The 25,204-nt window shown below is 73.0% G+C and carries 21 protein-coding genes and 2 pseudogenes; 8 read left to right on the plus strand and 15 right to left on the minus strand.

The features are described from left to right. Positions 1-105: 105 nt before the first annotated feature. Positions 106-1,305: a serine hydrolase domain-containing protein gene (locus tag ACFWV2_RS03095; RefSeq protein WP_384400794.1), complete on the minus strand. Its 1,200-nt coding sequence runs from the start codon at positions 1,303-1,305 to the stop codon at positions 106-108. Positions 1,306-1,549: 244 nt separating this feature from the next. Between ACFWV2_RS03095 and ACFWV2_RS03100 the strand changes: the two genes are divergently transcribed. Together ACFWV2_RS03100 and rpsR are read left to right on the plus strand one after the other, a co-directional pair. After that, complete coding sequence (locus ACFWV2_RS03100) at positions 1,550-2,701, plus strand: CobW family GTP-binding protein (RefSeq protein ID WP_384400797.1); 1,152 nt, start codon at positions 1,550-1,552, stop codon at positions 2,699-2,701. Between the two features lie 31 nt (positions 2,702-2,732). Next, entirely contained in the window at positions 2,733-2,969 is a 237-nt protein-coding gene (rpsR, locus tag ACFWV2_RS03105; protein WP_384400800.1) for a 30S ribosomal protein S18, read from the plus strand. Positions 2,970-2,991: 22 nt separating this feature from the next. Here rpsR and ACFWV2_RS03110 read toward each other — a convergent pair whose 3' ends face one another. Further along, entirely contained in the window at positions 2,992-3,396 is a 405-nt protein-coding gene (locus ACFWV2_RS03110) for a hypothetical protein (RefSeq protein ID WP_384400803.1), read from the minus strand. Between the two features lie 24 nt (positions 3,397-3,420). Beyond that, entirely contained in the window at positions 3,421-3,807 is a 387-nt protein-coding gene (locus ACFWV2_RS03115) for a VOC family protein (RefSeq protein ID WP_384401454.1), read from the minus strand. 120 nt (positions 3,808-3,927) lie between these two features. On the opposite strand from ACFWV2_RS03115, the gene ACFWV2_RS03120 reads away from it, so the two are divergent. The 4 genes from ACFWV2_RS03120 to ACFWV2_RS03135 all read left to right on the plus strand — a co-directional run bounded on the left by ACFWV2_RS03120 (position 3,928) and on the right by ACFWV2_RS03135 (position 8,388). Continuing rightward, positions 3,928-4,677 (plus strand): class I SAM-dependent methyltransferase, encoded by a 750-nt coding sequence (locus ACFWV2_RS03120; RefSeq protein ID WP_384400806.1) that lies wholly within the window; start codon positions 3,928-3,930, stop codon positions 4,675-4,677. Between the two features lie 312 nt (positions 4,678-4,989). Beyond that, positions 4,990-5,622, plus strand: coding sequence for a PadR family transcriptional regulator (locus ACFWV2_RS03125; RefSeq protein ID WP_384400808.1), 633 nt, complete (start codon positions 4,990-4,992; stop codon positions 5,620-5,622). Positions 5,623-5,684: 62 nt separating this feature from the next. Next, on the plus strand, positions 5,685-7,409 hold the full coding sequence (locus ACFWV2_RS03130) for an acyl-CoA dehydrogenase family protein (RefSeq protein ID WP_384400811.1): 1,725 nt from the start codon (positions 5,685-5,687) through the stop codon (positions 7,407-7,409). 301 nt (positions 7,410-7,710) lie between these two features. Beyond that, positions 7,711-8,388 (plus strand): class I SAM-dependent methyltransferase, encoded by a 678-nt coding sequence (locus tag ACFWV2_RS03135; RefSeq protein WP_384400814.1) that lies wholly within the window; start codon positions 7,711-7,713, stop codon positions 8,386-8,388. A gap of 31 nt (positions 8,389-8,419) precedes the next feature. On the opposite strand, the gene ACFWV2_RS03140 is transcribed toward ACFWV2_RS03135, so the two are convergent. After that, complete coding sequence (locus ACFWV2_RS03140; protein ID WP_384400817.1) at positions 8,420-9,625, minus strand: amidohydrolase; 1,206 nt, start codon at positions 9,623-9,625, stop codon at positions 8,420-8,422. A 127-nt stretch (positions 9,626-9,752) separates the two neighbouring features. Here ACFWV2_RS03140 and ACFWV2_RS03145 point away from each other — a divergent pair, with 127 nt between their 5' ends. Continuing rightward, positions 9,753-10,223, plus strand: a complete 471-nt coding sequence (locus ACFWV2_RS03145) for an SPW repeat protein (protein ID WP_384400819.1) — start codon at positions 9,753-9,755, stop codon at positions 10,221-10,223. Positions 10,224-10,351: 128 nt separating this feature from the next. Here the strand turns inward: ACFWV2_RS03145 and ACFWV2_RS03150 are convergent, their stop codons facing one another. The 9 genes and pseudogenes from ACFWV2_RS03150 to ACFWV2_RS03190 all read right to left on the minus strand — a co-directional run bounded on the left by ACFWV2_RS03150 (position 10,352) and on the right by ACFWV2_RS03190 (position 22,836). Beyond that, entirely contained in the window at positions 10,352-12,577 is a 2,226-nt protein-coding gene (locus ACFWV2_RS03150) for a S9 family peptidase (RefSeq protein ID WP_384400822.1), read from the minus strand. Beyond that, on the minus strand, positions 12,550-14,334 hold the full coding sequence (locus ACFWV2_RS03155; RefSeq protein ID WP_384400825.1) for an N-acetylglutaminylglutamine amidotransferase: 1,785 nt from the start codon (positions 14,332-14,334) through the stop codon (positions 12,550-12,552). Before ACFWV2_RS03155 ends, ACFWV2_RS03150 begins: the two co-directional genes overlap by 28 nt. Before the next feature lie 187 nt (positions 14,335-14,521). Next, the gene (locus ACFWV2_RS03160; protein ID WP_384400828.1) at positions 14,522-15,703 is read right to left on the minus strand and encodes a glutamate--cysteine ligase; all 1,182 of its coding nucleotides are present in this window, start codon (positions 15,701-15,703) and stop codon (positions 14,522-14,524) included. Between the two features lie 277 nt (positions 15,704-15,980). Next, complete coding sequence (locus ACFWV2_RS03165; protein ID WP_384400831.1) at positions 15,981-16,673, minus strand: phosphodiesterase; 693 nt, start codon at positions 16,671-16,673, stop codon at positions 15,981-15,983. 4 nt (positions 16,674-16,677) lie between these two features. Then, on the minus strand, positions 16,678-17,136 hold the full coding sequence (locus tag ACFWV2_RS03170) for an SRPBCC family protein (protein ID WP_384400834.1): 459 nt from the start codon (positions 17,134-17,136) through the stop codon (positions 16,678-16,680). Next, positions 17,115-18,050, minus strand: coding sequence for an SDR family oxidoreductase (locus ACFWV2_RS03175; RefSeq protein WP_384400837.1), 936 nt, complete (start codon positions 18,048-18,050; stop codon positions 17,115-17,117). Before ACFWV2_RS03175 ends, ACFWV2_RS03170 begins: the two co-directional genes overlap by 22 nt. 845 nt (positions 18,051-18,895) lie before the next feature. Then, positions 18,896-20,797 (minus strand): annotated as a pseudogene (locus tag ACFWV2_RS03180) (potassium channel family protein); the annotation flags it as partial. A gap of 52 nt (positions 20,798-20,849) precedes the next feature. Next, positions 20,850-22,280 (minus strand): flotillin family protein, encoded by a 1,431-nt coding sequence (locus tag ACFWV2_RS03185; RefSeq protein ID WP_384400840.1) that lies wholly within the window; start codon positions 22,278-22,280, stop codon positions 20,850-20,852. A gap of 49 nt (positions 22,281-22,329) precedes the next feature. Beyond that, on the minus strand, positions 22,330-22,836 hold the full coding sequence (locus ACFWV2_RS03190; RefSeq protein WP_384400843.1) for a hypothetical protein: 507 nt from the start codon (positions 22,834-22,836) through the stop codon (positions 22,330-22,332). A 277-nt stretch (positions 22,837-23,113) separates the two neighbouring features. Here ACFWV2_RS03190 and ACFWV2_RS03195 point away from each other — a divergent pair, with 277 nt between their 5' ends. After that, positions 23,114-24,322, plus strand: a complete 1,209-nt coding sequence (locus ACFWV2_RS03195; protein WP_384400846.1) for an NAD(P)/FAD-dependent oxidoreductase — start codon at positions 23,114-23,116, stop codon at positions 24,320-24,322. On the opposite strand, the pseudogene ACFWV2_RS03200 reads toward ACFWV2_RS03195, so the two are convergent. Then, positions 24,300-24,497, minus strand: a pseudogene (locus ACFWV2_RS03200) (CorA family divalent cation transporter); the annotation flags it as partial. The gene ACFWV2_RS03195 and the pseudogene ACFWV2_RS03200 overlap by 23 nt on opposite strands. Positions 24,498-24,759: 262 nt before the next feature. Then, positions 24,760-24,912, minus strand: coding sequence for a hypothetical protein (locus ACFWV2_RS03205; protein ID WP_384400849.1), 153 nt, complete (start codon positions 24,910-24,912; stop codon positions 24,760-24,762). Positions 24,913-25,204 lie beyond the last annotated feature (292 nt).

The following is a 25,204-nucleotide window of genomic DNA, read 5'->3' on the forward strand; positions in this document are numbered from 1 at the left end:
CCGCAAGCCCCCCTGTGCGCTATAAGTTGAGAGTGGCAAGAGGTGAGTGCTCCCCTTGCCCTTTCTCATGTCACCCTCTTCGCGGCTCCCGCCGCTCCGCCGCGATCAGCGCGGCGCCACCGGGCCGTCGTAGACGTTGCCCGGGGTGGCGACCGCCGTGACCGCCCTGGCGAGCAGCGTGGACGGCTCCCGGCCCTCGCTGTCGACATCCGTGTTGATCATGACGACCAGGGTGGCCTTCTGCGACGGCAGGTAGACCGTCACGGTCTCGTACCCCGGGATGGACCCGTTGTGGCCGATCCATCCGTTGGCGTCGAAGATCCCCAGGCCGTAGCCGGTGCCGGGGAACCCGGTCGGCAGCGTCCGGAGCCGCTGCGCCTGGGTCGCGGGGCTGAGCAGTTCGCCGGTGGCGACGACCTTCGCCCAGCGCCGCAGGTCGTGCAGGTTCGAGATCATCGCCCCGGCGGCCCAGGCCCAGCTCGGGTTCCAGTCCGTGACGTCGGTGACCGCGCCGCTCAGCGTCTGGTCGGTGTAGCCGCGGGCGTGCGGTTCGGGGAACTCCGCCCCCTTCGGGAACAGCGTGTGGCGCAGGTGCGCGGGCCGGAGCACCCGCTGGTGGATGACGTCGGCGAGACGCTGCCCGGTGACCTTCTCGATCACCAGGCCGAGCAGGACGAGGTTGGAGTTGGAGTACTCGAACGCCGTACCCGGCGCGAAGGTGTTGGGGTGCCGGTAGCCGTACGAGAGCAGCTCCCACGGGGTGAAGGCGCGTTCCGGCTGGGTCTGCAGGTCGCGGACGAAGTCCGGATCGGCGGTGTACGGGAAGAGGCCGCTGCGCATCCCGGCGAGGTGGCGCAGCGTGATCCTCTTCCCGTCGGGCACGCCGCGGACGTAGTCGGAGATCGGGTCGTCGAGACGGATCCTGCCGTCGTCGACGAGCTGGAGCAGCGCGGTGACGGTGAAGGTCTTGGTCTCGCTGCCGATCCGGACGTAGGTGTCGACGGGCATGGGCTCGCGGGTGGTCGTGTCGGCGACGCCGGTCGCGCGGACGTAGCACCCCTTGCCCGGCATCCACAGTCCGACCACGACACCGGGGATGCGCGCCTGCTTCCGGACGTCCTCGATCGTCCTGTCGAGCTTCGCCGTGAGGCCCTGACCGAGGCTGCCGGGCCGGCAGTCGTCCGAGTCCTGACGGTCGACGCCCGCGGCGTGCACGGGCGCGGCGGGGGTGACCGCCGTCGAGGTGAGCACGGACGCCGCGAGCAGCGTCGCGGCGAGCAGTCTGCGCTGGTGGGTACGTCGCATGTGGGGACGCCTCTTCCTGGTCACGGGCACGGACGGCAACATCACCACCGGCACGCGGCCGTGGCGGCTCCCCACCCCGGCCGCGTTCCGGCGAGTCCACTCGTTCGGCGCCACGGCGTCCCCGGCACGGTCGGGGTCGGGCGCAGCCCTCCGGGCGGCAGGCCGCGCGCGGACACCCACCCGGCGTCTTGGTAATGAAAACCATTGCCATATAGTGTCTCGTCCCACCATGAAAGGCCCTGCCATGAAGCCCACCGCCCAGCTTCCCGTGGTGATCGTCGCCGGCCTCCACGCCGACGCCCGCACCCAGGTCGTCGAACGCCTCCTGTCCACCGTGCCGGGGAGCGTGGCCCTGCACCACGACCTGTCCGAGGCGCCCGGCGGCACCGTCCTCCGCGTGATCCGCGACGCCTCAGGCACCCTCTCCCGGGGCGAGACCCCCCTGGTCGACGACTGCGCGTGCTGCGCGCTGCGCGAGGACCTGGTCCCCGAGCTCCGGCGGATGGCGGACAGCGGCCTCACCCGCCTCGCCGTCGTCGAACTCTGGGACTCGGTCGAACCGAAGGCCATGGCGGAGGTCGTCGCCGGACACGGAGGCGACCGACTGGCCCTCACGGGCGTGATCACCGCCGTGGACCCCGCGCTCGTCCTGCCCTACCTCGCCAACGGCGACGACCTCGCCGAGACCGGCCTCGCGGCCGCCCCCACCGACCGGCGGACCGTCGGAGACACCTGGGCCCGCCAACTGGAGTACGCCCCCGTGCTCGCCGTCGTCGACAGCGAGGAGGCCGGCGACGAGGACCGCGCCCTCCTCGCCCAACTGCACCCCACCGCACGCCAGGTACCCGTCGCGTCCGCCGAACTCGCCCGCGCCGCCTTCGCCGGCGTCGACGTCGAGGCCGCCGCGGCGGCGCAGCACCCCGCGTGCGCGCTGCTGCCCCAGGACGCCGACGAGGCGGGCGTCGCCACCTTCGTCTGGCGCCGCCGCCGGCCGTTCCATCCGGAGCGCCTCTACCGGGCACTCGAAGACCTCTGCTGCGCCGCCGCCCGCAGCCGCGGCCGCTTCTGGCTCGCCGACCGCCCCGACATGCTGCTCGCGTGGGACGCGGCGGGCGGAGCACTGTGCGTGGAGAGCGTCGGCCCCTGGCTGGCGTCGCTGCCCGACGCGGCCTGGGACATGGTCCCTCCCGTACGCAGGGCGGCCGCCGCACTGGACTGGCACCCCGACCACGGCGACTGCTGCCAGCACCTCGTCTTCACGTCCCCCGGCCTCGACCGGGACGGGCTCGAACAGCTCCTCGACTCCTGCCTCCTGACGGACGCGGAGTACGGATCGGGACGCGAGGGCTGGAAGCACCTGCCCGCAGCGTTCGACGCCCTTCTCGACGCCGCCTGACCCCGCCCCCCGACCCCGAGGAGAAGTCACCATGGCCCGACGCCACGACCCCCGCAAGCCCGCCGCGCCCCGGCCCAACCCGCTCGACGCGGCCGGCGTCACGTACATCGACTACAAGGACACCGACCTGCTGAGGAAGTTCGTCTCCGACCGGGGGAAGATCCGCAGCCGACGCGTCACCCGCGTGACGGCCCGGCAGCAGCGCGCCCTCGCGGCCGCCGTCAAGAACGCGCGCGAGATGGCACTGCTGCCGTACACGAGCCGCTGACACCCGGCGCCGGCACGGCCGCTCACTCCGGGACGAACAGGTCCTCGCGCGCGTCGGCCAGGACGAAGCCGTTGTCGAGACGGACACGGACCGTCGCGCGGGGCTGCTCCTCCTGGTACGCGGTCCACGCCGGTTCCAGCGCCGCCACCTGCTCGGCGAGCTGCTGCCTGCTGGCGGGGGGCATCTGGTGGCCGAAGTCGGCGTGGAGCGAGCGGAGCCGCTCGTACTCGCGCACCTCCGGGCCCGGGGCCTTCTCCAGCCGGTCGACCCGTACGACCGTGCCCCCGGTCCCCGCCGCGAGGAACAGCGTCCCGACGGAGGTGTCCGCCTCCGTCGGGACACTGTCGGCGAGGGTGATCGCACCGTCCACCCTGAGGTCGGCCGCGAGGCTCACCCGCCGGCCCTCTGTCCATGTCGTCCAGGTCATCGGGCCTTCATAACACGAGGTGGATCAGCTGCCCGCGTCCTGCGGGTACCAGCGGAGTTCCACCGTGTTGCCGTCCGGGTCCCTGACGTAGACCGACTGCGCCGAGCCGCGCGCGCCCCAGCGCGGGACGGGCCCCTCGACCACGTCGAACGTCCCGGAGTCGATGACCTCCTGCCAGTCGAGGGGATCGACGACCAGGCAGATGTGGTCGACGTTGGACTCGCCGCGCGGCCGGGAGAAGAGGTCGATGACCGTGCTCGCGTCGATGCGCACCGAAGGGAAGGGCACCTTGCCGGCCCGCCACTCCTCGACGCGCTCGGGTTCGAGACCCAGGGGGCCGGTGTAGAAGTCGAGAGCCCTGTCGACGTCGCTCACGTTGAGCACGAGGTGGTCGAAGGCTTTGACGCGCATGGTGGATTCTCCGGTTTTCTCAGACATCTTCGTGGCTTCTGTCAGTACGGCGGGCCGCGCGGGCGGAGAAAGACTGCCCGTCACACGCCCGACCCGGACGAAGCGCAGGAGGACGACACGGTGGGTACGCAACAGTACGACGCCATCGGTGAGGCGTACGAGGGCTTCAAGTCCCTTCCGCTGGAGAGGTTCGCCGTGGTCCCCGGTCTCCTGGCCATGGTCGGGGACGTGCGCGGCAGGTCCCTCCTCGACCTGGCCTCCGGCACCGGCTTCTACAGCAGGGAGTTCAGACGGCGCGGCGCCACGGACGTCCTCGGGATCGACGTCTCCGGTGAGATGGTCTCTGTGGCGCGGCGGTTGGAGGAGAGCGAGCCCCTGGGCGTGCGCTACGAGGTCGGCGACGTCGCCGAACTGCGCCCGATCGGCCGGCGTTTCGACCTCGCGCTCGCGGTCCAGCTGCTCAGCTACGCGGAGGACTACGCCACCACGGAACGGATGTGCCGCAACGTCCACCGGAACCTGAGGCCGGGCGGCGAGTTCTTCGTGCTCAACCAGTCGCCCGACTACCGCTTCGACGGACCGACCCCGGAGAAGTACGGCTTCCGCAGCGAACCCACCGGCGAGGAGGCCGAGACCGGGCCCCAGGTCCGGATCACCGCCCTGCTCGACCCGCCGATCTCCTTCGTCGCCAACCGTCCCCGCCGAGAGGTCTACGAGAAGGCGCTGCGGTCAGCCGGGTTCACCGGCCTGACCTGGGTCCCGCTCACGGTCTCGGAGGCCGGGGTCCGCGAGTTCGGCGAGGACTTCTGGGCCGACTTCCACGCCAACCCTCCGCTGGAGATGCTCCGTTGCCGCGCGGGACGGCCCTGACCGGCGGCACGCCCCCGAGGCGGGGCCGGACGGGCCGGTCCATGCGGTTCCGTTGATGCCGGCGGGCGCCGGGGCGACCGGTCCTCGTGGCCCGTCGGGTACGCCGCGCTTTTCCCGGTCCACGCCCTCCACGGGGCCGCGGACGGTGGAGCACCATGCCGCCAGCGTCCCACACCAGCTCGGCCTTCCGCACCGCGACGTGCTCAGGGACGTATCGCTCGATCACATGTGGGGCCCCCGTCCGCCCGGGGTGAGCCGCGTCTCACGGGGGCGGGCTTGCTATGCAACGAGGTGCATAGCAGGATCGGGCACATGGCGCTCGACCACGCGATCCTTGTCTCCCTGCTCGAGAAGCCCGGGTCCGGTTACGAGCTGGCCCGGCGCTTCGAGCGGTCCATCGGGTACTTCTGGACCGCCACCCACCAGCAGATCTACCGCGTGCTCAAGCGCATGGAGGGCGACGGCTGGATCGACGTCCGGGACGTGCCGCAGCAGGGGCGTCCCGACAAGAAGGAGTACTCCGTCGCCGCCGCCGGGCGGGACGCGCTCGCCGCGTGGCTGCACGAGCCGATCGAACCCGAGAGCGTGCGGCACGACCTCGCCGTGAAGATCAGGGGCGCCGCCTTCGACGACCCGGCCGCCCTGATCGGCGAGGTCGAGCGGCACCGCCGGGCGCACACCGACCGCCTGGCCCGCTATCTCGCCGGCGAGACCCGCGACTTCGGGCCCCTCCTCGCGGGCGGGCCGGCCGGCGCGGACGGGCCACCTGTCGCGGGCGGATCGCTCGACACGGACGGGCCACTTGACGCGGAGGGGCCGCCCGACGCCGAGCGGGAGCTCCAGCACGTCGTGCTCCGTGGCGGCATCGCGTACGAGCGGATGATGATCGCCTGGCTCGACGACGTCCTCGCCACGCTCGCCCGGTTCCAGGCCGGCGAGCACTGAACCACCTCCCGAACCCACCTCCCGCACCACCACCCTCATCCCGAGCCGGAAAGGCTGACGTCATGGCCGACGCGCTGCTGTTCAACCCGCACACCTACGACCCGGCGCACTTCGACCCGGAGACCCGCCGACTGCTGCGGGCCACCGTCGACTGGTTCGAGGCGCGCGGCAAGCGTCAGATCATCGAGGACTACCGGAGCCGGGCCTGGCTCGGCGACTTCCTCGCCTTCGCCGCCGAGGAGGGACTCTTCGCGACCTTCCTGACGCCGTCCTCCGCCGCCGGCGAGCAGGAGGGCGACAAGCGCTGGGACACCGCCCGCATCGCCGCCCTCAACGAGATCCTCGGCTTCTACGGCCTCGACTACTGGTACGCCTGGCAGGTCACCATCCTCGGCCTCGGCCCGGTCTGGCAGAGCGACAACGCCGCCGCCCGCGCCCGCGCCGCCGAACTCCTCACCCAGGGCGAGGTGTTCGCCTTCGGCCTCTCCGAGAAGTCGCACGGCGCCGACATCTACTCCACCGACATGCTCCTGGAGCCCGACGGCGAGGGCGGCTTCCGCGCCACCGGCTCCAAGTACTACATCGGCAACGGCAACGCGGCCGGGCTCGTCTCCGTCTTCGGCCGCCGCACCGACGTCGAGGGCCCCGACGGGTACGTCTTCTTCGCCGCCGACAGCCGCCACCCGGCGTACCGCCTGGTCAAGAACGTCGTCGACTCCTCCAAGTACGTCAGCGAGTTCCGGCTCGAGGAGTACCCGGTCGGTGCCGAGGACGTGCTGCACACCGGCCGGGCCGCCTTCGACGCCGCCCTGAACACCGTCAACGTGGGCAAGTTCAACCTGTGCACCGCGTCGATCGGCATCTGCGAGCACGCGATGTACGAGGCCGTCACGCACGCGCAGAACCGGATCCTGTACGGCCGGCCCGTCACCGCGTTCCCGCACGTGCGGCGCGAGCTGACCGACGCGTACGTCCGGCTCGTCGGCATGAAGCTGTTCAGCGACCGCGCCGTCGACTACTTCCGCACCGCCGGTCCCGACGACCGCCGTTACCTCCTCTTCAACCCGATGACGAAGATGAAGGTGACCACCGAGGGCGAGAAGGTCATCGACCTGATGTGGGACGTCATCGCCGCCAAGGGCTTCGAGAAGGACAACTACTTCGCCCAGGCCGCCGTGGAGATCCGCGGACTGCCGAAGCTGGAGGGCACGGTCCACGTCAACCTGGCGCTGATCCTGAAGTTCATGCGCAACCACCTGCTCGACCCGGTCGCGTACGAGCCCGTCCCGACCCGCCTGGACGCGGCGGACGACGCGTTCCTCTTCCGCCAGGGACCGGCCCGCGGTCTCGGCTCCGTCCGTTTCCACGACTGGCGCGCCGCCTACGACGCCTACGGCCACCTGCCCAACGTCGCCCGCCTCCGCGAACAGGCCGACGCGCTCTGCGAGTTCGTCGTCAAGGCCGCCCCGGACGAGGAGCAGAGCCGCGACCTGGACCTCCTCCTCGCCGTCGGCCAGCTCTTCGCGCTCGTCGTCCACGGCCAGCTGGTCCTGGAGCAGGCCGCGCTGACCGGCCTCGACGAGGACGTCCTCGACGAGCTGTTCGCCGTCCTCGTCCGCGACTTCTCCTCGCACGCCGTCGAACTGCACGGCAAGGACTCCGCGACGGAGCAGCAGCAGCACTGGGCGCTCGGCGCGGTCCGCCGTCCGGTCGTCGACGAGGCGCGCTCGGAGCGTGTCTGGCAGCAGGTCGAGGCCCTCTCGGGCACGTACGAGATGACCCTCTGACCCACGACACCCGGCCCCCGGGTGCCGTCCGGACGCGGTCCCGCCGCCCGGACGGCACCCGGGGGCCTGCCCGGTCCTTCTGGGCCGGGCGCCGGTCGGGCCGGCCGCTGAGGCCGATCACCCGGTCCAGCAGCGGCGCGTCGTCCGGTACCGCGACGACGGGGCCGAGGAACGCCTCGTCGCCCCCGCCGCCGCGACAGGGTGCCGGCCGGGCCGTTCGCGTTGCCGGAAGGCTCCGGATGGGTAGGCCCGCCCCTGGTACGCACCCCACGTGCGCACCCCACGACGGAGGGGAACGCCCATGGACCACGACGGTACGAAGGCGCGGCCGGTGTCGGCGGCGGAGCTGTTCGACGACCTGGGGATCGCCTACGAGCGCGCCTTCGTCCGGCTGCCGGCCCAGTGGGAGGCGATCGACTGGCTCACCGCACGGCTGGACGCGGGAGCCAGGGTCCTCGACGTCGGGAGCGGCACCGGACGCCCGGTGGCCGACCTCCTGGTACGTGCCGGCTGCGAGGTGACCGGCATCGACGTGTCCGGGGGCATGGTCGCCCTCGCGAGCGCCCAGGTGCCCGGGGCCCGGTTCGAGCAGTGCGACGTGCGCGCCTTCGACGCGCCGGAGGGCGGCTTCGACGCGGTCTGCGCGTTCTTCCCGCTGCTGATGATGGGCCGGGCGGAGGCGGTCGGCGCCCTGAAGCGCATGGCCGGCTGGCTTGCGCCGGGCGGCTTCCTGGTGACGGCGACCGTTCCCGCCGACGTGGAGGACGTCGAGATCGTCTGGATGGGGCGTCCCGTCAGGGTCTCCAGCTTCCCGACGGAGGAGTACCTGCGCCTCCAGCGGGAGGACTGCGGTCTCGACGTGCTGCACCACGCGGTGTCGGCCTTCACCCCGGACGGCGACAGCGCGGCCCCCGAGGACCACCTCTTCACCTACGCCCGCCGCCCGGCCGCCGCGAAGGACACGGTCCCGGGGGCCTGAACCTCCTCCGTGAGGACCGGGCGGGCTGTCATCACCGGCCCGCCGCCGCCTTCGCCCGCAGACCGGCCCAGGCCCGCTCCGACACCTCCGGACGCAGCAGGACGTCGACCGCCGTGCACGCCAGCGCCTCCGCCGCGGCCGTCATCACCTGTCGCGCCCGGGGGCCCGCCGCCGCCTCCGCGAACTCCGGTGTGTGGTCGGAGCCGTCCGGCCCCATGACGGCGACCCACGGATGGATCGCGGGTACGCGGGTGCTGACGTTCCCGATGTCGGACGACCCCAGGTACACGCCCGCCGTGGGCTCCGACAGCGGGATGCCCGCCCGGTCGAGGTGGGCGGCGAACAGGGCCGACAGGACCTCGTTGTCTCGGAAGTGCTCGTACCGCCCGCCCACGTCGCTGACCTCCACCCGGGTACGGGTCGCCGACGCCACCCCCCGGGCGCACGAGCGCAGCTCCTCCACCAGCGCCTCCAGCGCGGACGTGGTTCCGCCACGCAGGCCGAACAGGCCCTCCGCGTACGCGGGGACGATGTTCGTGGCCCGGCCGCCGTCCGTCACGATGCCCTGGACGTGGGAACCCGGGGGCAGCCGTCGGTCCAGCACACCGAGGGTGTTGAAGAGCTGGATCAGCGCCCCCAGCGCGTCGATCCCCTCCGTGGGGCTGCCCGTCGGGTGCGCGGCCCGCCCGTGGAACCCCACCCGCAGCTGGGCACTGGCCGTCAACGGCGCCCACACCCAGTCATGGACCCCGGGATGGAACATGAGCGCCGCGTCCACCTCCCGGAACACCCCCGCGCCCACCAACGCCACCTTGCCACCGCCCCGTTCCTCCGCGGGTGTCCCGACGGCCAGCAGCGTCCCCTCGATCCCGCCGAGCGCGGCGCGTACGGCGAGGGCCGCACCGAGGCCCGCCGACGCGATGAGGTTGTGGCCGCAGGCGTGCCCGAGACGCGGCAGCGCGTCGTACTCCATCAGCAGGGCCACGACGGGCCCGCCCCGGGCCCCGGCCGCCGACCCCGTACGGGCGACGAAGGCGGTCGGCAGGCCGGCCACCCCGCGTTCCACCGCGAAGCCCTCCCGTTCGAGTTCCCCCGCGAGCAGGCGGGCCGCGCGGTGCTCCTCGTACGCGGTCTCCGGTTCGCGGTGCAGGGCGAGGCTCACCTCCCACAGGCGATCCGCGCGGACGCCGACCTCCTGCCGGACGCGGGTGTACAGGGACTCGGGGTTCCGTGACACGACGGGGCCTCCTCGGACGAACGGGTCCGCGGGCGGAGAACCGGCCGAAAGCCGGTGAGTTTTTACCAATGTGTCGCCATTATGGGGGTATGGGCAGTGAGGCAACACCTTCACTACGGAGGCCATCATGGCGTCAACACACCGTGCCCCCATCGAGGAGCACCCCGACCTCATGGAACTGCGCGCACGGCACGACCGCGCCGCAGCAACGCCACGAGCGCAGATGGTCGAGGCACTCGCCCTGATCACCGGCCTCTATCTGGCGGCGTCCCCCTGGATCGCGGGCTTCAACGGCTTCACCACGCTCGCGGTGACCAACCTCATCGCCGGTATCGCCTACATGCTCCTCCTCGGAGGCCTCGGCAACTCCTACGAGCGCACGCACTCCATGGCCTGGGCTGCCGCCGCCATCGGCATCTGGACCTGCGTGGCCCCATGGGTCGTCGCCGGCGACGTCGCCCACACCCGCTCCATCACGAGCAACCTCATCACCGGCGTCATCGCCACGCTCCTGGCCCTCGCGGCCGCCTCTGCCGCGCGCGACCACGACAGCCGGCGTTCCGACACCCGCCGATCCGCCCGGGGCTCCATGACCTAGGGCCTCTCGTTCGACCGGCTGCCTCAGCCGATGCTGCTGCCCCGCGCCGCCAGGAAGATCCCTCCCGGCGGCGCGGTGCCGCGTGGCCGAGGGGTGCACCGCCGGGGCCCGGGGGTGCAACCCCCGCGTCACGCGGTGAGCCACCGCTGGAGCCAGTCCGCCGCCGTGCGGCGGAACAGTCGTCGGCTCTCGGCGCGGCGGAAGTCGTGGCCCTCCTCGTGGAGGAGGAGGAGTTCCGCCTCCAGGCCGCGTTCCCGGGCCGCGTGGACGATCTGCTCGGACTCGCTCGGCGGGACGTTGGTGTCGTGTTCGCCGTGCACCGCGAGCAGCGGTACGCGCAGGGCGTCGACGCGGCTCATCGGCGACAGCGACTGCAGCAGCGCCCGGTCCCGCTCGGGATGGCCGTACTTGTGGGCGGCCGAGTCCGCGAGCCACGGTTCGGTGCCGGCGAAGAAGGTCGCGAAGTCCGACATGCCGCAGACCGTGACGCCGGTACGGAAGAGCTCCGGGTGCCAGACGAGGGAGGCGAGCGTCAGGTACCCGCCGTACGAGTGCCCCATGACGGCCAGCCGCCGGGGATCGGCGAGCCCGGCCTCGATCACGTGGGCCGCGCAGGCGGCGACGTCCTCGATCGCGGCGAAGCGACCCGTACCGAGGTCCGCGTCGCGGAACGAGCGGCCCCAACCCGAGGAGCCCCGGACGTCGGGCGCGAAGACGTCGAGGCCCCGCCCCAGCAGCTCGTGGTAAAGCGGGTCGAAGACGGGCCGTTCCTGCTCCTCCGGGCCGCCGTGCAGGTGCAGTACGCAGGGAGCGGGGTCGCCGGGAGCGCGGCCGGGGGCCCGGTGGTACCAGCCGCCGAGGAGCAGTCCGTCGCGGGCAGTCGGGCGCAGCGGCGCCGGTCGGACCGGGGGCGGTCCCGGTGGGACGGTCTCCTGGTCACGGGCCGACCACGGCGTACGCCTCGGTGGCGCCGTACCCGGCACGTGCCACACCCCGGGCCTGCGCCGCGAGCCGGAAAGGGCCACCAGCATCCCGTCGGGCCCGGCGGGCGTGACGCGGGTGACCACCTCGTGGTCCAGCTCGACCACCCGCGACCCGAGCGGCGCCGCCCCGGCCGTACCGCTCGGCGCCGCTGTCCGGCCCGTACCGCTCACAGGCGCCGTACCGCCCGTACCGCTCAAGGGCGCCATCCCGCCCGCACCGCTCACGGGCCCCGTCGCGCTCGTCAGGTTCGCCGGCCCCGTCCCGCCCGCGACGAGCGGCATGGTCTCCAGTTCGCTCGTCCCCCGGACGTTCCACGACAGCACGGCCCGCCCGCCGCTCTCCACGACGGCGAGCAGTTCCAGGTCGCCGGAGGGGCGCTCGGCGACCGTGTGGAGGTCCGTCGGGCGCCCCGCCTCGTCCAGGCGCAGGGCGAGCAGCGCGGCGAACTCCCGTTCGTGATCGCTGCGCAGCCATACCGTACGGGCGTCCGCGGAGAAGCGGCCGATCCACGGGTCGCCGTCGGCGACGGGCAGCACGCACAGGGGTGTCCGGTCGGAGACGCGGACCACCACCGCCTCCCGCCGGCCGCGCGGACCGCGGCGCAGCAGGGCCAGGCCGCCGTCCTGGCTGAGGTCGCACACCCGGAGCGTCGCGGCCTCCCTCTCGTCGGCCAGCAGGACGGGAGCGGAGGTGCCGGCCGGATCGAGGAGGTAGGCGGCGAGCCGGTCGCGCACGGCGGAGCCGCCGTCCTCGGTGCCGTGCGCACCGGCGCCGAGGAGGGTGGCGGGTCCGTCGCGTCCCGTCCAGCCAGGGGGACGGCCGACCAGGGCGCGAAGGTCCGGCCCGTCGGCCACGGGCTCCGCGATCGTGACCGCCACGGCCGAGCCGTCCCGGGTCCAGCAGCCCAGGTACGCCGAGGATCCCGGGTCCGCTCCGGCCAGGATCCTGCGGTCCGAGCCGTCGGGGCGGACGCACAGCACCCGGGTGTGACCGCTGCCGCCGGGGGAGACGGTGTACGCGATCCAGCGGCCGTCCGGCGACCAGGACGCCTCGGTGACGTGGTCCGGGCCGCCGTCGAGCAGCCGGACCTCCTCGCCGTCCACCGGTCCGGTCCAGAGCTGGGGTACGCCTCCGCGGTCGCAGACGAAGGCCACGCGCTCACCGCCGGGGTCCACCGTCGGGTACCAGCAGGCGTGCGCCGCGAGCCCCCTGGGGCCGTCCGGGGACCCCGCGTCGGCCAGTGGCTGCGTCCAGGGAGCCCCGGAGGCTCCGTAAGGTCTCCCCGCGTCGGCCGACGGCTGCGTCCAGGGTGCCCCGGAGGCTCCGTAAGGGCTCTTCGCGGTCAGTCGATGCCGTGCGTCTGCAGCCATATCTCCAGCAACGCTACCTGCCACAGGGCGTTGGCCCCCCGGTTGGTGCGGTGGTCGTCGGGCGCCCGCAGGAGCGAGGCGACGTACTCGTCCCGGAAGATCCCCCGTCGGCGTGCGGCGGGGGCGTTCAGCGCCTCCCGGACGCGTCCCAGGACGGGGGCGGCCATGTGGCGGATGGCGGGCACCGGGAAGTAGCCCTTCGGCCGGTCGACGATCTCCCTGGGCAGCACCGTGCGTCCGGCGTCCTTGAGGACGCCCTTGCCGCCCTGGGCGAGCTTCAGCTCGGGCGGGCAGGCGGCGGCCAGCTCGACGAGCTCGTGGTCGAGGAACGGCACCCGGGCCTCCAGGCCCCAGTCCATGGTCATGTTGTCGACCCGCTTCACCGGGTCGTCGATCATCATGACGTGGGTCTCCGTGCGGAGCGCCGCGTCCAGGGCGGTCTCGGCACCGGGTTCGGCCATGTGCGTGTGGATGTACCGGCGGGACGGGTCGCCCTCGGCCAGCATGTGCGGCTGGAGGATCTTCGCCAGCTCGGAGTGCGGCCGGTCGGAGTACACGTCGGCGTACCGCTCGGGCTCGTCCTCGCGCGAGACCTCGGCGAGGGCCGGGTACCAGTGGTAGCCACCGAACACCTCGTCGGCCCCCTGGCCGCTCTGCACGACGCTGACCTCCTTGGAGACCAGCTCCGACAGGAGGTGGAAGGCGACGACGTCGTGACTGGTCATGGGCTCGCTCATGGCGGCGACGGCCCCGTCGAGCGCGGTGGACACCCGGTCCGACGGCACCAGCAACTGGTGGTGGTCGGTCTCGAAGTGCCGTGCGACCCGGTCGGAGTAGCGGAACTCGTCGCCCTCCTCGTCCGCCTCCGACTCGAACCCCACGCTGAACGTGGCCAGGTCCTGCTGTCCCTCCTCGGCGAGCAGGGCGACGATCAGGCTGGAGTCCAGACCACCTGACAGCAGCACGCCGACGGGGACGTCGGCCACCATCCGACGGCGCACGGCGGTGCGCAGCGCCCCGAGGACGGCGTCCCGCCACTCCTCCGCGTCCATGCCGGCGAAGGCGCTCCGCCGCGTGTAGGAGGGCTGCCAGTAGCGGTGGTCCTGCTGCCGGCCGTCCGGCTCGACGACCCTGACGGTCGCCGGCGGGAGCTTGCGCACGCCGGCGAGAACGGTGCGCGGGGCGGGCACCGTCGACTGCCAGCTCATGTAGTGGTGCACGGCGACCGGATCGAGCGAGGTGTCGACCTCGCCGCCCGCGAGGAGGGCCGGGAGCGTGGAGGCGAACCGCAGCCGACCCGGCCGCGCCGCCGTGTAGAGGGGCTTGATGCCCAGCCGGTCACGGGCGAGCACGAGGCGTCCGGTGGCGTGCTCGGCCACCGCCACGGCGAACATGCCGACGAGGTGCCGGACGAAGTCCGTGCCCCACTGCCGGTACGCCTTGAGGACCACCTCGGTGTCCGACGTGGTGGCGAAGCGATGGCCGAGGCCCCGCAGCTCCTCACGCAACTGCTTGTAGTTGTAGATGCAACCGTTGAAGACACAGGTCAGTCCCGTCTCCTCGTCGGTCATCGGCTGGGCCGCCCGCTCCGACAGATCGATGATCTTCAGACGCCGATGGCCGAGGGCGATGGCGCCCCGGTGCCACAGACCGCGACCGTCGGGCCCCCGGGCCGCGAGCCGGTCGGTCATCCGCTCCACGGCGGCCAGGTCGGGCCGCCCGCCGTCGAAACGGATCTCTCCGCTCAGGCCGCACACGCCGGACCTCCAGCGAGCGGAGTGGACGAGAGGGACGGGTGGGCCGGTTTTCGCATGGTCTGTATCTCCTTGATCGGCTGTTCGGGGTGGGGCGTCCGGCCCGCTCCGTCGCACGGTCCCGGGTGGTCCGGGACCGTCTTGAGCGGTGAGCGGATCCCGCGTCGTCTCGTCATCACGTTCTCCCGTCTCATGGGGTGTGTGCCGCCGCGCGGGCGTCACGTCGGGTACGGAGGTGCTCGCCGCGTCCACGGGCCCGGCCACCGCGGTCGGGCCGAAGCTCTCCGCCCCTGGTCTCGGCCAGGATGTCGTCGACACCCGCGAGGAGGTCCTCCCGCGCCGCCTTCCGGCGCAGGCGATGGGCGGCACTGCCACGGGCCAGGGCCGACTCCGCCAGGGCGCACACGGTCTCCCAGTCCCCGTACGCCTCAAGGGCCGGGCGGAACCGCCGCAGCATGCCGCGGACGACCACGGGGGCGGGCGCCGCGAGCCGCGTGGCGGGATCGACCAGGTCCCCTTCGAGGCCCGACCGGGCGGCCCGCCAGGTGGCCGCGCGCAGCCACTCGTGACGGCCGTCGCACCCGGCGCTCCCTTCGGCCCGGATCTTCTCGCAGGCTTCGGTCACGACCGCGCGGAAGAGGGCGGCGATGAGCACCACCGTCTCGACGCGAGGGCAGGCATCACAGATGCGCAGTTCCAAGGTCCTTATGTGCGCCGAGGGACGGACGTCGTAATAGATCATGCCGGGGTCGCTGATGACGCCCGAGTGGACCAGTTCGTCCAGGGACCGGTCGTACTCCTCCGCCCCGTCGAAGCACCCGGGCGGGCCCGAGGTGGGCCAGCGCTGCCAGACCATCGTGCGCCAGCTCGCGTAGCCGGTGTCGGCGCCGAGCCAGAAGGGGGAGCTCGCCGACAACGCCAGGAGCGGCGGCAGCCAGGGGCTGACGGCGCACATCGCGCGCACCGCGGTGTCCCGGTCGGGCACGTCCACGTGCACCTGCGCGCCGCAGATCAGCTGCTCGTCCGCGAGCAGCCGGTACTCGTCCGTCATGTGCAGGTAGCGGTCGTCGTCGGTCGGCGGCACGGTGCCGAGCCGGGTCAGCGGGGCGGTGCCGGCCGCCGCGATCGCCAGGCCCTGGGAGGACGCGGCACGGTCGAGCCGTGCGCGCGAGGCGGTCAGGTCGGCGCCGAGGCCCTCCAGGGTCTCGTGCACCCCGCTGTTGGACTCGACGACCGACTGTTGCAGCTCCCGTGTGTACCCGTCGGCGTGCCGTGCGAGCCTGCCGAGTACCGCGTCGGCGCGCGGGACGAGTTCCCCGCTCTCGACGTCGATCACGTGGAACTCTTCCTCGACCCCGATCCGGACGGTCACGGTGACTCCCCTCGACGGCTGGACATGGCCTCCGACCGGCCCCGTCGTGATCGAAGCCGTCGTTGTGCCCGTACGAATGCCCGCCTTGGTCACACGTATGCACGACCGCTCATGTGTGACATTTGTTGCACGTCTGAGCGGTTTGAGGGGCCGATCAGAAGGTCGTGCGGCCCGCGCCCACCGTCGGTGGGGGCGCGAGGCGGTCACCCGGTGGCAGGCCGAGGCCTTGCGCCCGACCAGGGACCGCCGCCGCGTGCCCCTGGTCGGGCGACCGCCCTCAGGAAGGGGGCGGCGCCGTGCGTCCGACCCGGGACCCCGCGTACGCGGGGACGCGGATCGCGGCAAGGCGCTCCCCGGGCCGGAAGTCCGGCAGGGAGTTCAGGTAGGGGTCGAACGCGTACCGGCCCGGCGAGGCCTCCCGCAGCAGGCGGAGGCGTGCCAGTGGCCACCAGCCCGCGGCCGTCCCCAGCCCCAGGTCGAACTCCAGGGGCCGCGAGCCCGGCGCGGCTCCCACCACGACGGGATCGGCCGGGACCCGCGCCGACCCCGGCACCGGGAACGCCGCCACCACGCCCCGCCCGTCGCCGACGACGTAGGACAGCAACGTGCTGTAGGGCCCGGCGGTGGCCGACGTCCGAGGCAGCGGCACGTGCCGGGTCACCCCTCCCCGCCCGCTGCTGGTGAGCAGCAGTTCCAACGCGCGGCCCGGCCCGTCGACGTCCTCGATCCGCAGCGCGAGCCCCAGGCCGTCGGGCAGGGGACGCGGGAGGCCCGCGGCCCGCGACCACCGCGCCGTCACCGCGTAGGTCCCGGGTCGGTCGAGCCACGGCACGCCCCAGCGGCGCTCGTGGTCCGGCACGACGAGACGCCCCTCCAGGACCACCCCGTGGGGGTGGAGCGCGGGTCGGGAGCCCCGGCGGCGGGCGAGGGCGCGGCCCGCGCGGAAGGCGACGTGTCCGAGCGCGTCCACGGGCTCAGATCCACGCGTGGTCGTCGGCTCCGGCCGACTCCTCGACGACGTCCGCGAGCCGTTTCAGCATGTCACGGTGGCGCAGCTGGATCAGCGCGTCGAGTGCGGCGTTGTGCAGGAGGCCGCCGATACCCCGCAGCGGGTGCTCGTCCACGATGACCAGGCTTTCCTCGCCCCAGGAGCGGACCTCGATCGCCACCCGAGCGGTCCCGACAGGGCCGCTGTCGACTTCCAGCTCCAGTTCCCGGGGCGCGTCCACCCGTCGTACGACCGTGGTCCCGGAAACCTGCCACGGCCCGATCCGGACGGTGTACTCCAGAGCCGAGTGCAGCTCGGGCCACGCGCCTCTGGCCTCGTGCGACTCGCTCGTACCCACCACCCAGTCCGCGTAGCGCGAAGCGTCGGCGAGCACGTGCCACACGTCGTGCGGTGCGGCGTGGATCAGTCGGTGTCGTACGGCCATTGCTTCTCCTGGGAGCTGATGGGCTGCTGAACCGGCGGTCCGGCGGGACGGGGGTGGTCGGCGGCCGTGCCACCGGGGCCGAGGAGCCCGGTCGGCGGCAGGGGGCCGCCGCCGTGAGCGGCGAGGACCTGCCGGGACCGGTAGGTGATGACCGGCGGCAGGAAGGACCGCACGGCGTGGGCGCCCCATAGCCACGGCGGGGCGTACACATGGGCGGACCGGCGTTCGACGCCTCGGACCATGGCGCGGACGAAGGGGGCGGTCGCGTGGGTGGCGGACGCCGGCCAGGGCATGTGGGTGCGCAGTATCCGGAAGGCGGCGGTCTCGTCGGCCGCCCGGATCATGGCGGTGTCGGCCCAGCTCAGATAGGCGATGCCGACGCCGACGTCCCGGTGCGCGACCTCGGCGCGCAGTGCGTGGGCGAACGCCTCCACACCGGATTTGGAGGCGCAGTACGCCGTGAGCAGCGGCGCGGGCGCGAGGGCCGCGAGCGAGGCGACCTGGAGGTAGTAGCCGTGGGTGCGCAGCAGATCGGGCAGGAAGGCACGCGCGGTCAGGGCGCTGCCGACGAGGTTGACGTCGACCACCCGTCGCCAGGCCTCCGGGTCGCACTCCAGGAGCGGCCCGCCGAGGGCGACGCCCGCGTTCGCGATGACGACGGAGGGAGGGCCCAGGGTGTCCCGTACGGCTTCGGCGGTGGTCGAGAGCGCGTCCGCGTCCGCCACGTCCACCGCCCAATGGGCCGCCGGGACGGGAAGATCCGCCGCCAGACGGCGGAGCCGCTCCTCCTCCAGACCGAGGAGGGCCATCCGCGCTCCGCGCTCCGCCAGGGCGTGCGCCAAGCCCTCACCGAGCCCCCGGGCGGCGCCCGTGACGACAGCGACGCGGCCCTCCAAGGGGCTCGGGTGCGTCACGTGTCCACGACGGGTCCTCATGGCGGGCCCCTGCCCGGCCCGGTCCTGCGTACACACGTGAGGGAGGACCGTTCCCGGCCGGAGGTGCGGGAGAGCGGGCCGCCGTGGTCCGCACCGCCCGGATCGCCCGGAGGACGTCCCGCGCCCGGCCGGGGGCCTCGGATCCGGCGGTACGTGATGCCCCGTAGGGCGCGGACACCTGTACGGCCCTGGTACATCGCTGGGCTCAGCCACCCGTACGGCTCTGGTATCCGCGCGGGGTCGCCGCCCCGTGCGGCCCTGTCGGCGGGGACACTCCCGGCGTCCCCGACGTCCCCAGCGGCGGCATCGGCCGCCCCCACGACGGGCTATCCGGCAGCCATGTCGGGCCCCGGCCGGAGCGTCTCGTCGAGGTGGTAGCCGAGGAGCCGCAGCCCACGGGCGATCGCGATGGCCTCGTTGCGGCGCTCGGTGACTTCGGCGGGTTCCTCGGTCATCCGCGCGGGGCCCGCGTCGGAGTCGGGGTCGGGCGGAGGAGGCGTGGCCGCGCTCACCGCGTCCCAGGCCTCGCGGGCGATGCGCTCCGCCGTCGCGTCGTCGATACGGCGCTCACCACCCGCCGGGCCGTCGGCGCCGCGCGGAAGCCGTTCCCCTTCCGGACGGTCGGCGCCGCGCGGAGGATGATGCTCCCCTTCCGGAGCCGCACGGCTCAGGTACGCCTCGATGGCGGAGCGAGCCGCGCGAACGTCGCCCGGCTCGACCGGGTCCCCTTCCGGTGCTGTCGTCATGGACGCACGGTACGTGCCGACGACCGGCACCGGGGCGCCGCCACGCAGCGCCCCGCGACCGACGCCGCGGTCGGTGGGCCGGGCGGCGTCCGAGGGGTGCCGGCCGAGGAGTTCGGCGAGGCCGCGGCGTGTGGCGGCGATGACGACGCGGTCCTCCGGGCGCAGCACGTAGCCGGGGTGGAGGTCCCACAGCAGCTGCGGCCGCTCGCCGGCGTGAGGTGCGGAGGCGAGGTCGGGGCGGCGGGCCGCGGGGGAGGCCGTGTCGAGGGCGAGGACGCGCCAGGCACCCGGGCGGAACGCCTCGGAGACGGTACGGCCCTCGAACCCGGGGTGGGCGGCGACGAGGAGCGCGGCGAAGAGCAGCACCTTGCGTTCGACGGGGATGGCGCCGAGGATCTGCCGACCCATCATCGCGCCGGCGAAGGCGGGGGCCGCCAGATGGGTGACGCTGCGGCTCCGCGTGAGGGCGTCCGGGTGGGCGGTGCGCAGGGTGCGGTAGACGGCGGTGGCGAAGTCGTCGTCGTAGAGGCGCAGGGCCACGCGCAGATCGGGCTTGACCGTACGGGCGTAGAGCGTGCCCTCCAGGTTGGTGGTGTCCGAGCTGGTGAGGGCGAGCAGGGCGTGCGCGCGATGGATCTTGGCGGCCTCCAGGACCCCGTCCTCGGTGACGTCACCGAGGACGACGGGCACGCCCAGGTCGCGGGCGAGCGTGATGCCACGGGCATCGGGGTCCTCCTCGACGCACACCACGGGGATGTCCAGTTCGCGCAGCCGGGCCAGCACGCGGGTGCCGATCTTGCCGAGTCCGAGGAGCACGACGTGACCGGACAGCCCGCGGGGCGGGCGCCGGAGCGCGCCGACGCCCCGGAAGGTCCCCAGGGCCTCCAGGGAGCCGGCGACGAGCAGCGGCAGCAGCGCCAGACCGACGAGACCGGACAGGAGTTGCAGGACCTGCCGCGAGGCGGGCTCGCCCACCGCCGGGTCACCGATGGAGAACAGGTCGAGAAGGGTGAGGTGGGCGGCGTGGACGAGGCCTTCGTCCGTCGTGAGCGACGCGGCTAGGGTCAGAAGCGGTACCGCCCCGGCGATCCCGGCCAGAGCCCAACGGAGGCGGCGCGAAAGGAGCTTGCCGAGGGGCGCCCCCCTGCGGGCGAGACGGCGCGCGGGCCTTGCGGGGCCCGCGTGCCGTACGGTCTCCAGCACGATCGTGCCCCGGCCCGCCGAGTCCCGCACGGACCGGTCGTCGGGCAGCAGATCGGGGCCTTGGGACCCGGCGGCGTCCGAGCCCTCCGAGCCGGCCGGGTCGACGGTGGTGGAGGACAGCAGCGCGAGGGTGCACAGCCCGGGGGCCGGCACCTCGCCCGGGCCGGGAGGCGTGCGCTCCACCGCGCGCAGGAGCAGTCCGTCGGCCTGTACGACCTTGCTGGTTCCCGCGACGGCGGTGGCGGCGAGCGCCGGAGCGGCGGTGTCCGCGTCCGAGAGGACCGTCGTCGAGGCGTCGAGCGCGGCCCGTTCGATGCCGGGCAGGGCGACGAGGACGGCCTGGTCGAGGAGTTCCTCCATGTACAGCCCGAGCTTGCGGTTGTACATCCGGACGACGAGCCGGATGCCCGGGCTGAGGCGACGCGCGGCGAGCGCGGCCCGCAGGTTGGTCTCGTCGTCCTCGTACAACAGGGCGAGCGCGGCGGCCCGGTCGACACCGGCGCGCAGGAGGGCCGCCTCCGTGGGGCGGTCCGAGAACAGCTCCTGGACGGACGGTGTGGCCCCGCCGCTCGTGCCGTCCGGCGCGGGGCCGGCGGGCCGCCGCGGCGACCCCGGCACGCCCACCGGGTCCGCCGCGCGGGACAGCGTCGCCGGCTGTCCCGCCACGGCCTCCTCGGTGTCCCCGTCCGGGACGACGAGGACGACCCGCTCGCGGTACACGTCCCGTAACTCCGCCGCCAGCCGGTGCGCGAGTCCGTCGTCTCCGCAGACCACCATGTGACCGGCCGGAACTCGACGGCTCCGCGGGTGGAGGCTCATGATTCCTCCGCTAGTCGGTGATCCGGACGGCTCCGTCGTCGGAAGCCACGGGTCGAACCGGACCGGGGACGGTCTTCTTCTGCGTGAGGCCCTGGAGGAGCTGGGCGAGGTCGACTCCGGTGGTGGAGGAGAGGAGTTCCATGCCCTGGGCCACGTTGTCGGCGACGGTGCGGGAGAGCTGGCTCGCCCCGTCGGTGGAGATGACGGTCATCTTGTCGATGGCGGAGAGCGGTTCGGACGCCTTGGCGACGACCTGCGGCAGGACCTCGACGAGCATCTGGAGGACGGCGGCGTCACCGTAGCGGGCGAAGGCGTCGGCCTTCTTCCGCATGGCCTCGGCCTCGGCGGAGCCCTTGGCGGCGATGGACGCGGCCTCCGCCTCGCCCTCGATGCGTACGGCGTCGGCGAGCGCGGCGCGGTGGGCCTTCTCGCCCTCGCCGGTGAGACGGGAGCGCTGGGCGTCGGCCTCGGCCTGCTTGACCAGGGCGATACGGCGGGCCTCCGCCTCCTGCTCGGCCTGGTAGCGGGCGGCGTCGGCGGGCTTGCGGACCTGGGTGTCGAGCTGACGGTCGGTCAGAGCGGCCTGGCGTTCGGCGACCTTCTCCTGCTCGGTGAGGATCTGCTGCTGGCGGTCGGCCTCGGCGAGCGGGCCGGCGGCGTTGGCCTGGGCGGCGGCCTCGTCGGTCTGGGCCTTGATCTCGGCCTGCTTCAGGTAGAGGGTCCGCTGCGCGATGGCGATCTCCTCCTCCGCCTTCAGCCGGGCCTGTTCGGCGGCGCGGCGGGCGACGGCCTCGGCGATGTCGGCCTCCTGCTTGGCGCGGGCGGCCTCGGGGCGGCCGAGGTCTTCGAGGTAGGAGCCCTCGGTGGTGATGTCCTGGATCTGGAAGGCGTCCAGGACCAGGCCCTGGCCGGACAGGCTCGCCTCGGCCTCTTCGGCGACCTGCCCGGCGAAGGCGGCGCGGTCACGGATGATGTCCTCGACCGACATCCGGCCGACGATCGACCGCAGCGCACCGGACAGTACTTCCTGGGTGAAGCCGACGATCCCGTCCTGCTGCATCAGGAACCGCTGCGCCGCGGCCCGGATGGAGTCCTCGGTGCCGCCGACCTTGACGATCGCGACACCCTCCAGGTTGGCCTTCACCCCGCGCAGGGTGACCGCGCCGCGGACGGCGACGGGGATGTGCCGGCTGGAGAGGTCGAGCGTGAACTTCTGCTGGACGAACGGGACGACGAACACGCCGCCGCCGACGACGACCTTCTGCCCGCTGTTGTCGGTGAACACCCGCCCGGTGGCGGGATCGGTGGCCTGCTTGCCCCGGCGGCCGGTGATGATGAACGCCTGGCTGGGCCCGGCGACCTTGTAGCGGGTGATGACGACGAGACCGAGCAGCACCACGAGGACGACGATGCCCACCACGGCGGTGAGGACAGGGCTCATGAAGAAACCCCCTTCGATCAGAATGGAAAAGACAGAACGTGACGCCCGGTCAGCGCTCGACCGGGCGGACGGCGACGGACGTCGGTGAGAGCACGGCCTCGACCCACACCTCGGTGCCGCGCGGGAGGGCAAAGCCGGCCTTCGCCGCGTACTTCACCGGCTGGCCCGCGAGATACAGCAGAACCTCGCCGTACCCGTCCACGGGGACCGCGGTCACCACGGAACCGCTCGTCCCGGTCAGGTCGTCGCCTCGCGGCGCGGGCGCGGACCCGTCCCGGAGCAGCGCCCGGCTGAACCGCCAGGTCCCCCACCCCACGGCGCCCCCCGCGACCACACCCGCACCGGCGGCGACCCCGGCCCCCGCGCCGGAGGTTCCGAGGACGATCGCCCCCGTGAACCCGAGGGCGGACACGAACCCGGCGATCACCGGCAACGACAGAAACCCGTCGAGGGCCCCGCCGATCGAGTCGAGGACCCCCTCCAGCACCCCGTCGAAGACCAGCGAGAGGACGAGCAGCACGAGACCCGCGATGCCGAGACCAAGAAACCAGCCCATGTACGCCACCCGCCCCGTGTCGCGCTTCCCCGTTGTCCATGGATGGTTCCACAGAGCCGCACGAGTGTTCACTGCCTGGTTCCGGCAATCTTTACGCGTTCTTGATGCCGCCCGCACGCGTCCGTGAACTCACCTGCGAGGGCAGGGTCGTCGCCCGTCCACGCGCTGGGCACGGCCGCGGAGAGCCTGTGACCCACGTCACCGCCCGCTCCCGTTAGGAAACGGGCGGCTGTCTCGCTCAAGACGCCGGAAGCAGGCGAACCGACGGGAGCATCACATGAAGCACCGCATCGTCGTCCTCGGCGCCGGGTATGCCGGGGCCTACGCGGCCGGGACCCTGGCGCGACGACTGACCCCCGCGGACGTCCGGATCACCGTGGTGAACGCGGTGCCGGACTTCGTGCAACGGCTGCGGCTGCACGAGTTCGCGGCCGGGCGGGAGATCGAGGCCCCGCAGCTCGCCGACGTCTTCGCGGGCACGGCGATACGGCTGCGCCTTGGCCGTGTCACCACCGTCGACCCCGAGCGCCGGGTCGTCGCCGTGACCGACGCCGACGGCACCGGGGAGCTCGGCTACGACACGCTTCTCTACGCGCTCGGCAGTCACGGCGCCACCCACGGAGTCCCCGGCGTGACCGAGCACGCCTTCGACGTCGGCTCCCGGCCTTCGGCGCTGCGGCTGCGCGAACGCCTGAGCAGCCTGAGCGAACGGGACGAAGGCGGGAACGTCCTGGTCGTCGGCGACGGGTTGACCGGCATCGAGACCGCCACTGAGATCGCCGAATCCCGCCCCGGCCTGTCGGTGACGCTGATCGCCCGCGGCGAGCTGGGCGCCCAGCTCACCGCCGGAGCCCGCGGCCACCTGCGCCAGGCCTGTGACCGGCTGGGCATCACCGTCCTGGAGCACGCCGGCGTCGAGGCCGTCGAAGCGACGCGGGTGCGGTGCGCCGACGGCACCGTCCTGGCGTCCGACGCGACCGTGTGGACGGCCGGGTTCGCGGTCAGCCCCCTGGCCGCCGCGAGCGGGATCGAGGTCACCGAGGACGGCCGGATCGTCGTCGACCGCACGATGCGGTCGGTGTCGCACCCGGACGTCTACGCCGCGGGCGACAGCGCCTACACCCTCGGCGACAACGGACGGCCGCTGCCGATGTCCTGCGCCTCGGCCGGCTACACCGGCAGGCAGGCCGTGGACACGATCGTGAGATGCCTGACCGGTCGCGAGGTCGCGACCACCAAGCTGGAGTACGTGGGCAACCACATCAGCCTCGGGCGGCGGGACGGGATCCTGCAGATGGTCGACGACGAAGGGCGGGCCAAGTCGTCGTACGCGGGCGGCCGGAAGGCCGCACGGATCAAGGCGGGCATCGTCTGGATGTCGCTGTGGGCCACCCGGCACCCCACCTTCGGCCTGCCCAGACGCAAGCACCGTCTGACGACCACGCAGCGGGATCTCTCGCTCCCTACAGCCAGTCCCGCCGCTTGAAAATCACGTACAGACTGACGCAGACCACGCCCATCAACCCGACGGCGAAGGGGTATCCGAAACCCCAGCTCAGCTCGGGCATGGAGTCGAAGTTCATGCCGTAGATCGTTCCCACCAGCGTGGGAGCGAAGAGGATGGCCGCCCACGAGGAGATCTTCTTGAAGTCCTCGCCCTCAGCGCGCTGACCTGCACGTATCGCAGTACGAGCCGTGCTGACCTGCGAATTTGCTCGTTTCCGGGGCTTTCATGGTGACGCCGATTTACGCGGTCGATTCTCCCCAGCCGCTCCCCAGAGCGGCTTCATTCTCCCCAGATTCTCCCCAGCCGCAGCTGTTCGTGGCGCCGCTTTTGCTGGTGAGGCGACCGGCATTGGGCGTGCGAGACGGCTACGTACCGTTGTGGGTCGACCGGCTCCCATCAGCTCGCCGCCCTGGCGCTCATGACGAGTAGACCTTGATGGTGTCGGTGATGAGGTGCCGGCTGCGCTCCGAGGGGAGGGCCAGGGCTCGTAGGTGGGCGTGTGTCGCGCTGTACTGCTGGACTTCGGACGGATTCTCCACGGGTGTCTGCAGAAGGGCGGGGATCATCATCGCGAGAGATCACCCGGCCGGCTGCCGACCCTCTGTTGCCCTCTGTGCGCTCGTGCCGCTTCCGCCGGTGCGTGTGAAGGTCCTGACAACCGCGACGCTGTGGGCCACAGGCCGGTCCCTGCTTCTCCCGTTGGCTACCCCGCAGCGCGACGTGCTGCCAGGTGGCTCGGCGGCTTCGACACGCGCGCCACTGCTCCGCCTTGAGCCGCACGCAGTACGACTCCTTCGTGCCCGGTGAGACCATTCCCGCAACCCCGACGGCGGGGGGTGGTACGGCTGGGCGCACTTGCAC

This window comes from Streptomyces sp. NPDC058671, assembly GCF_042716475.1.
Classification (GTDB): domain Bacteria; phylum Actinomycetota; class Actinomycetes; order Streptomycetales; family Streptomycetaceae; genus Streptomyces.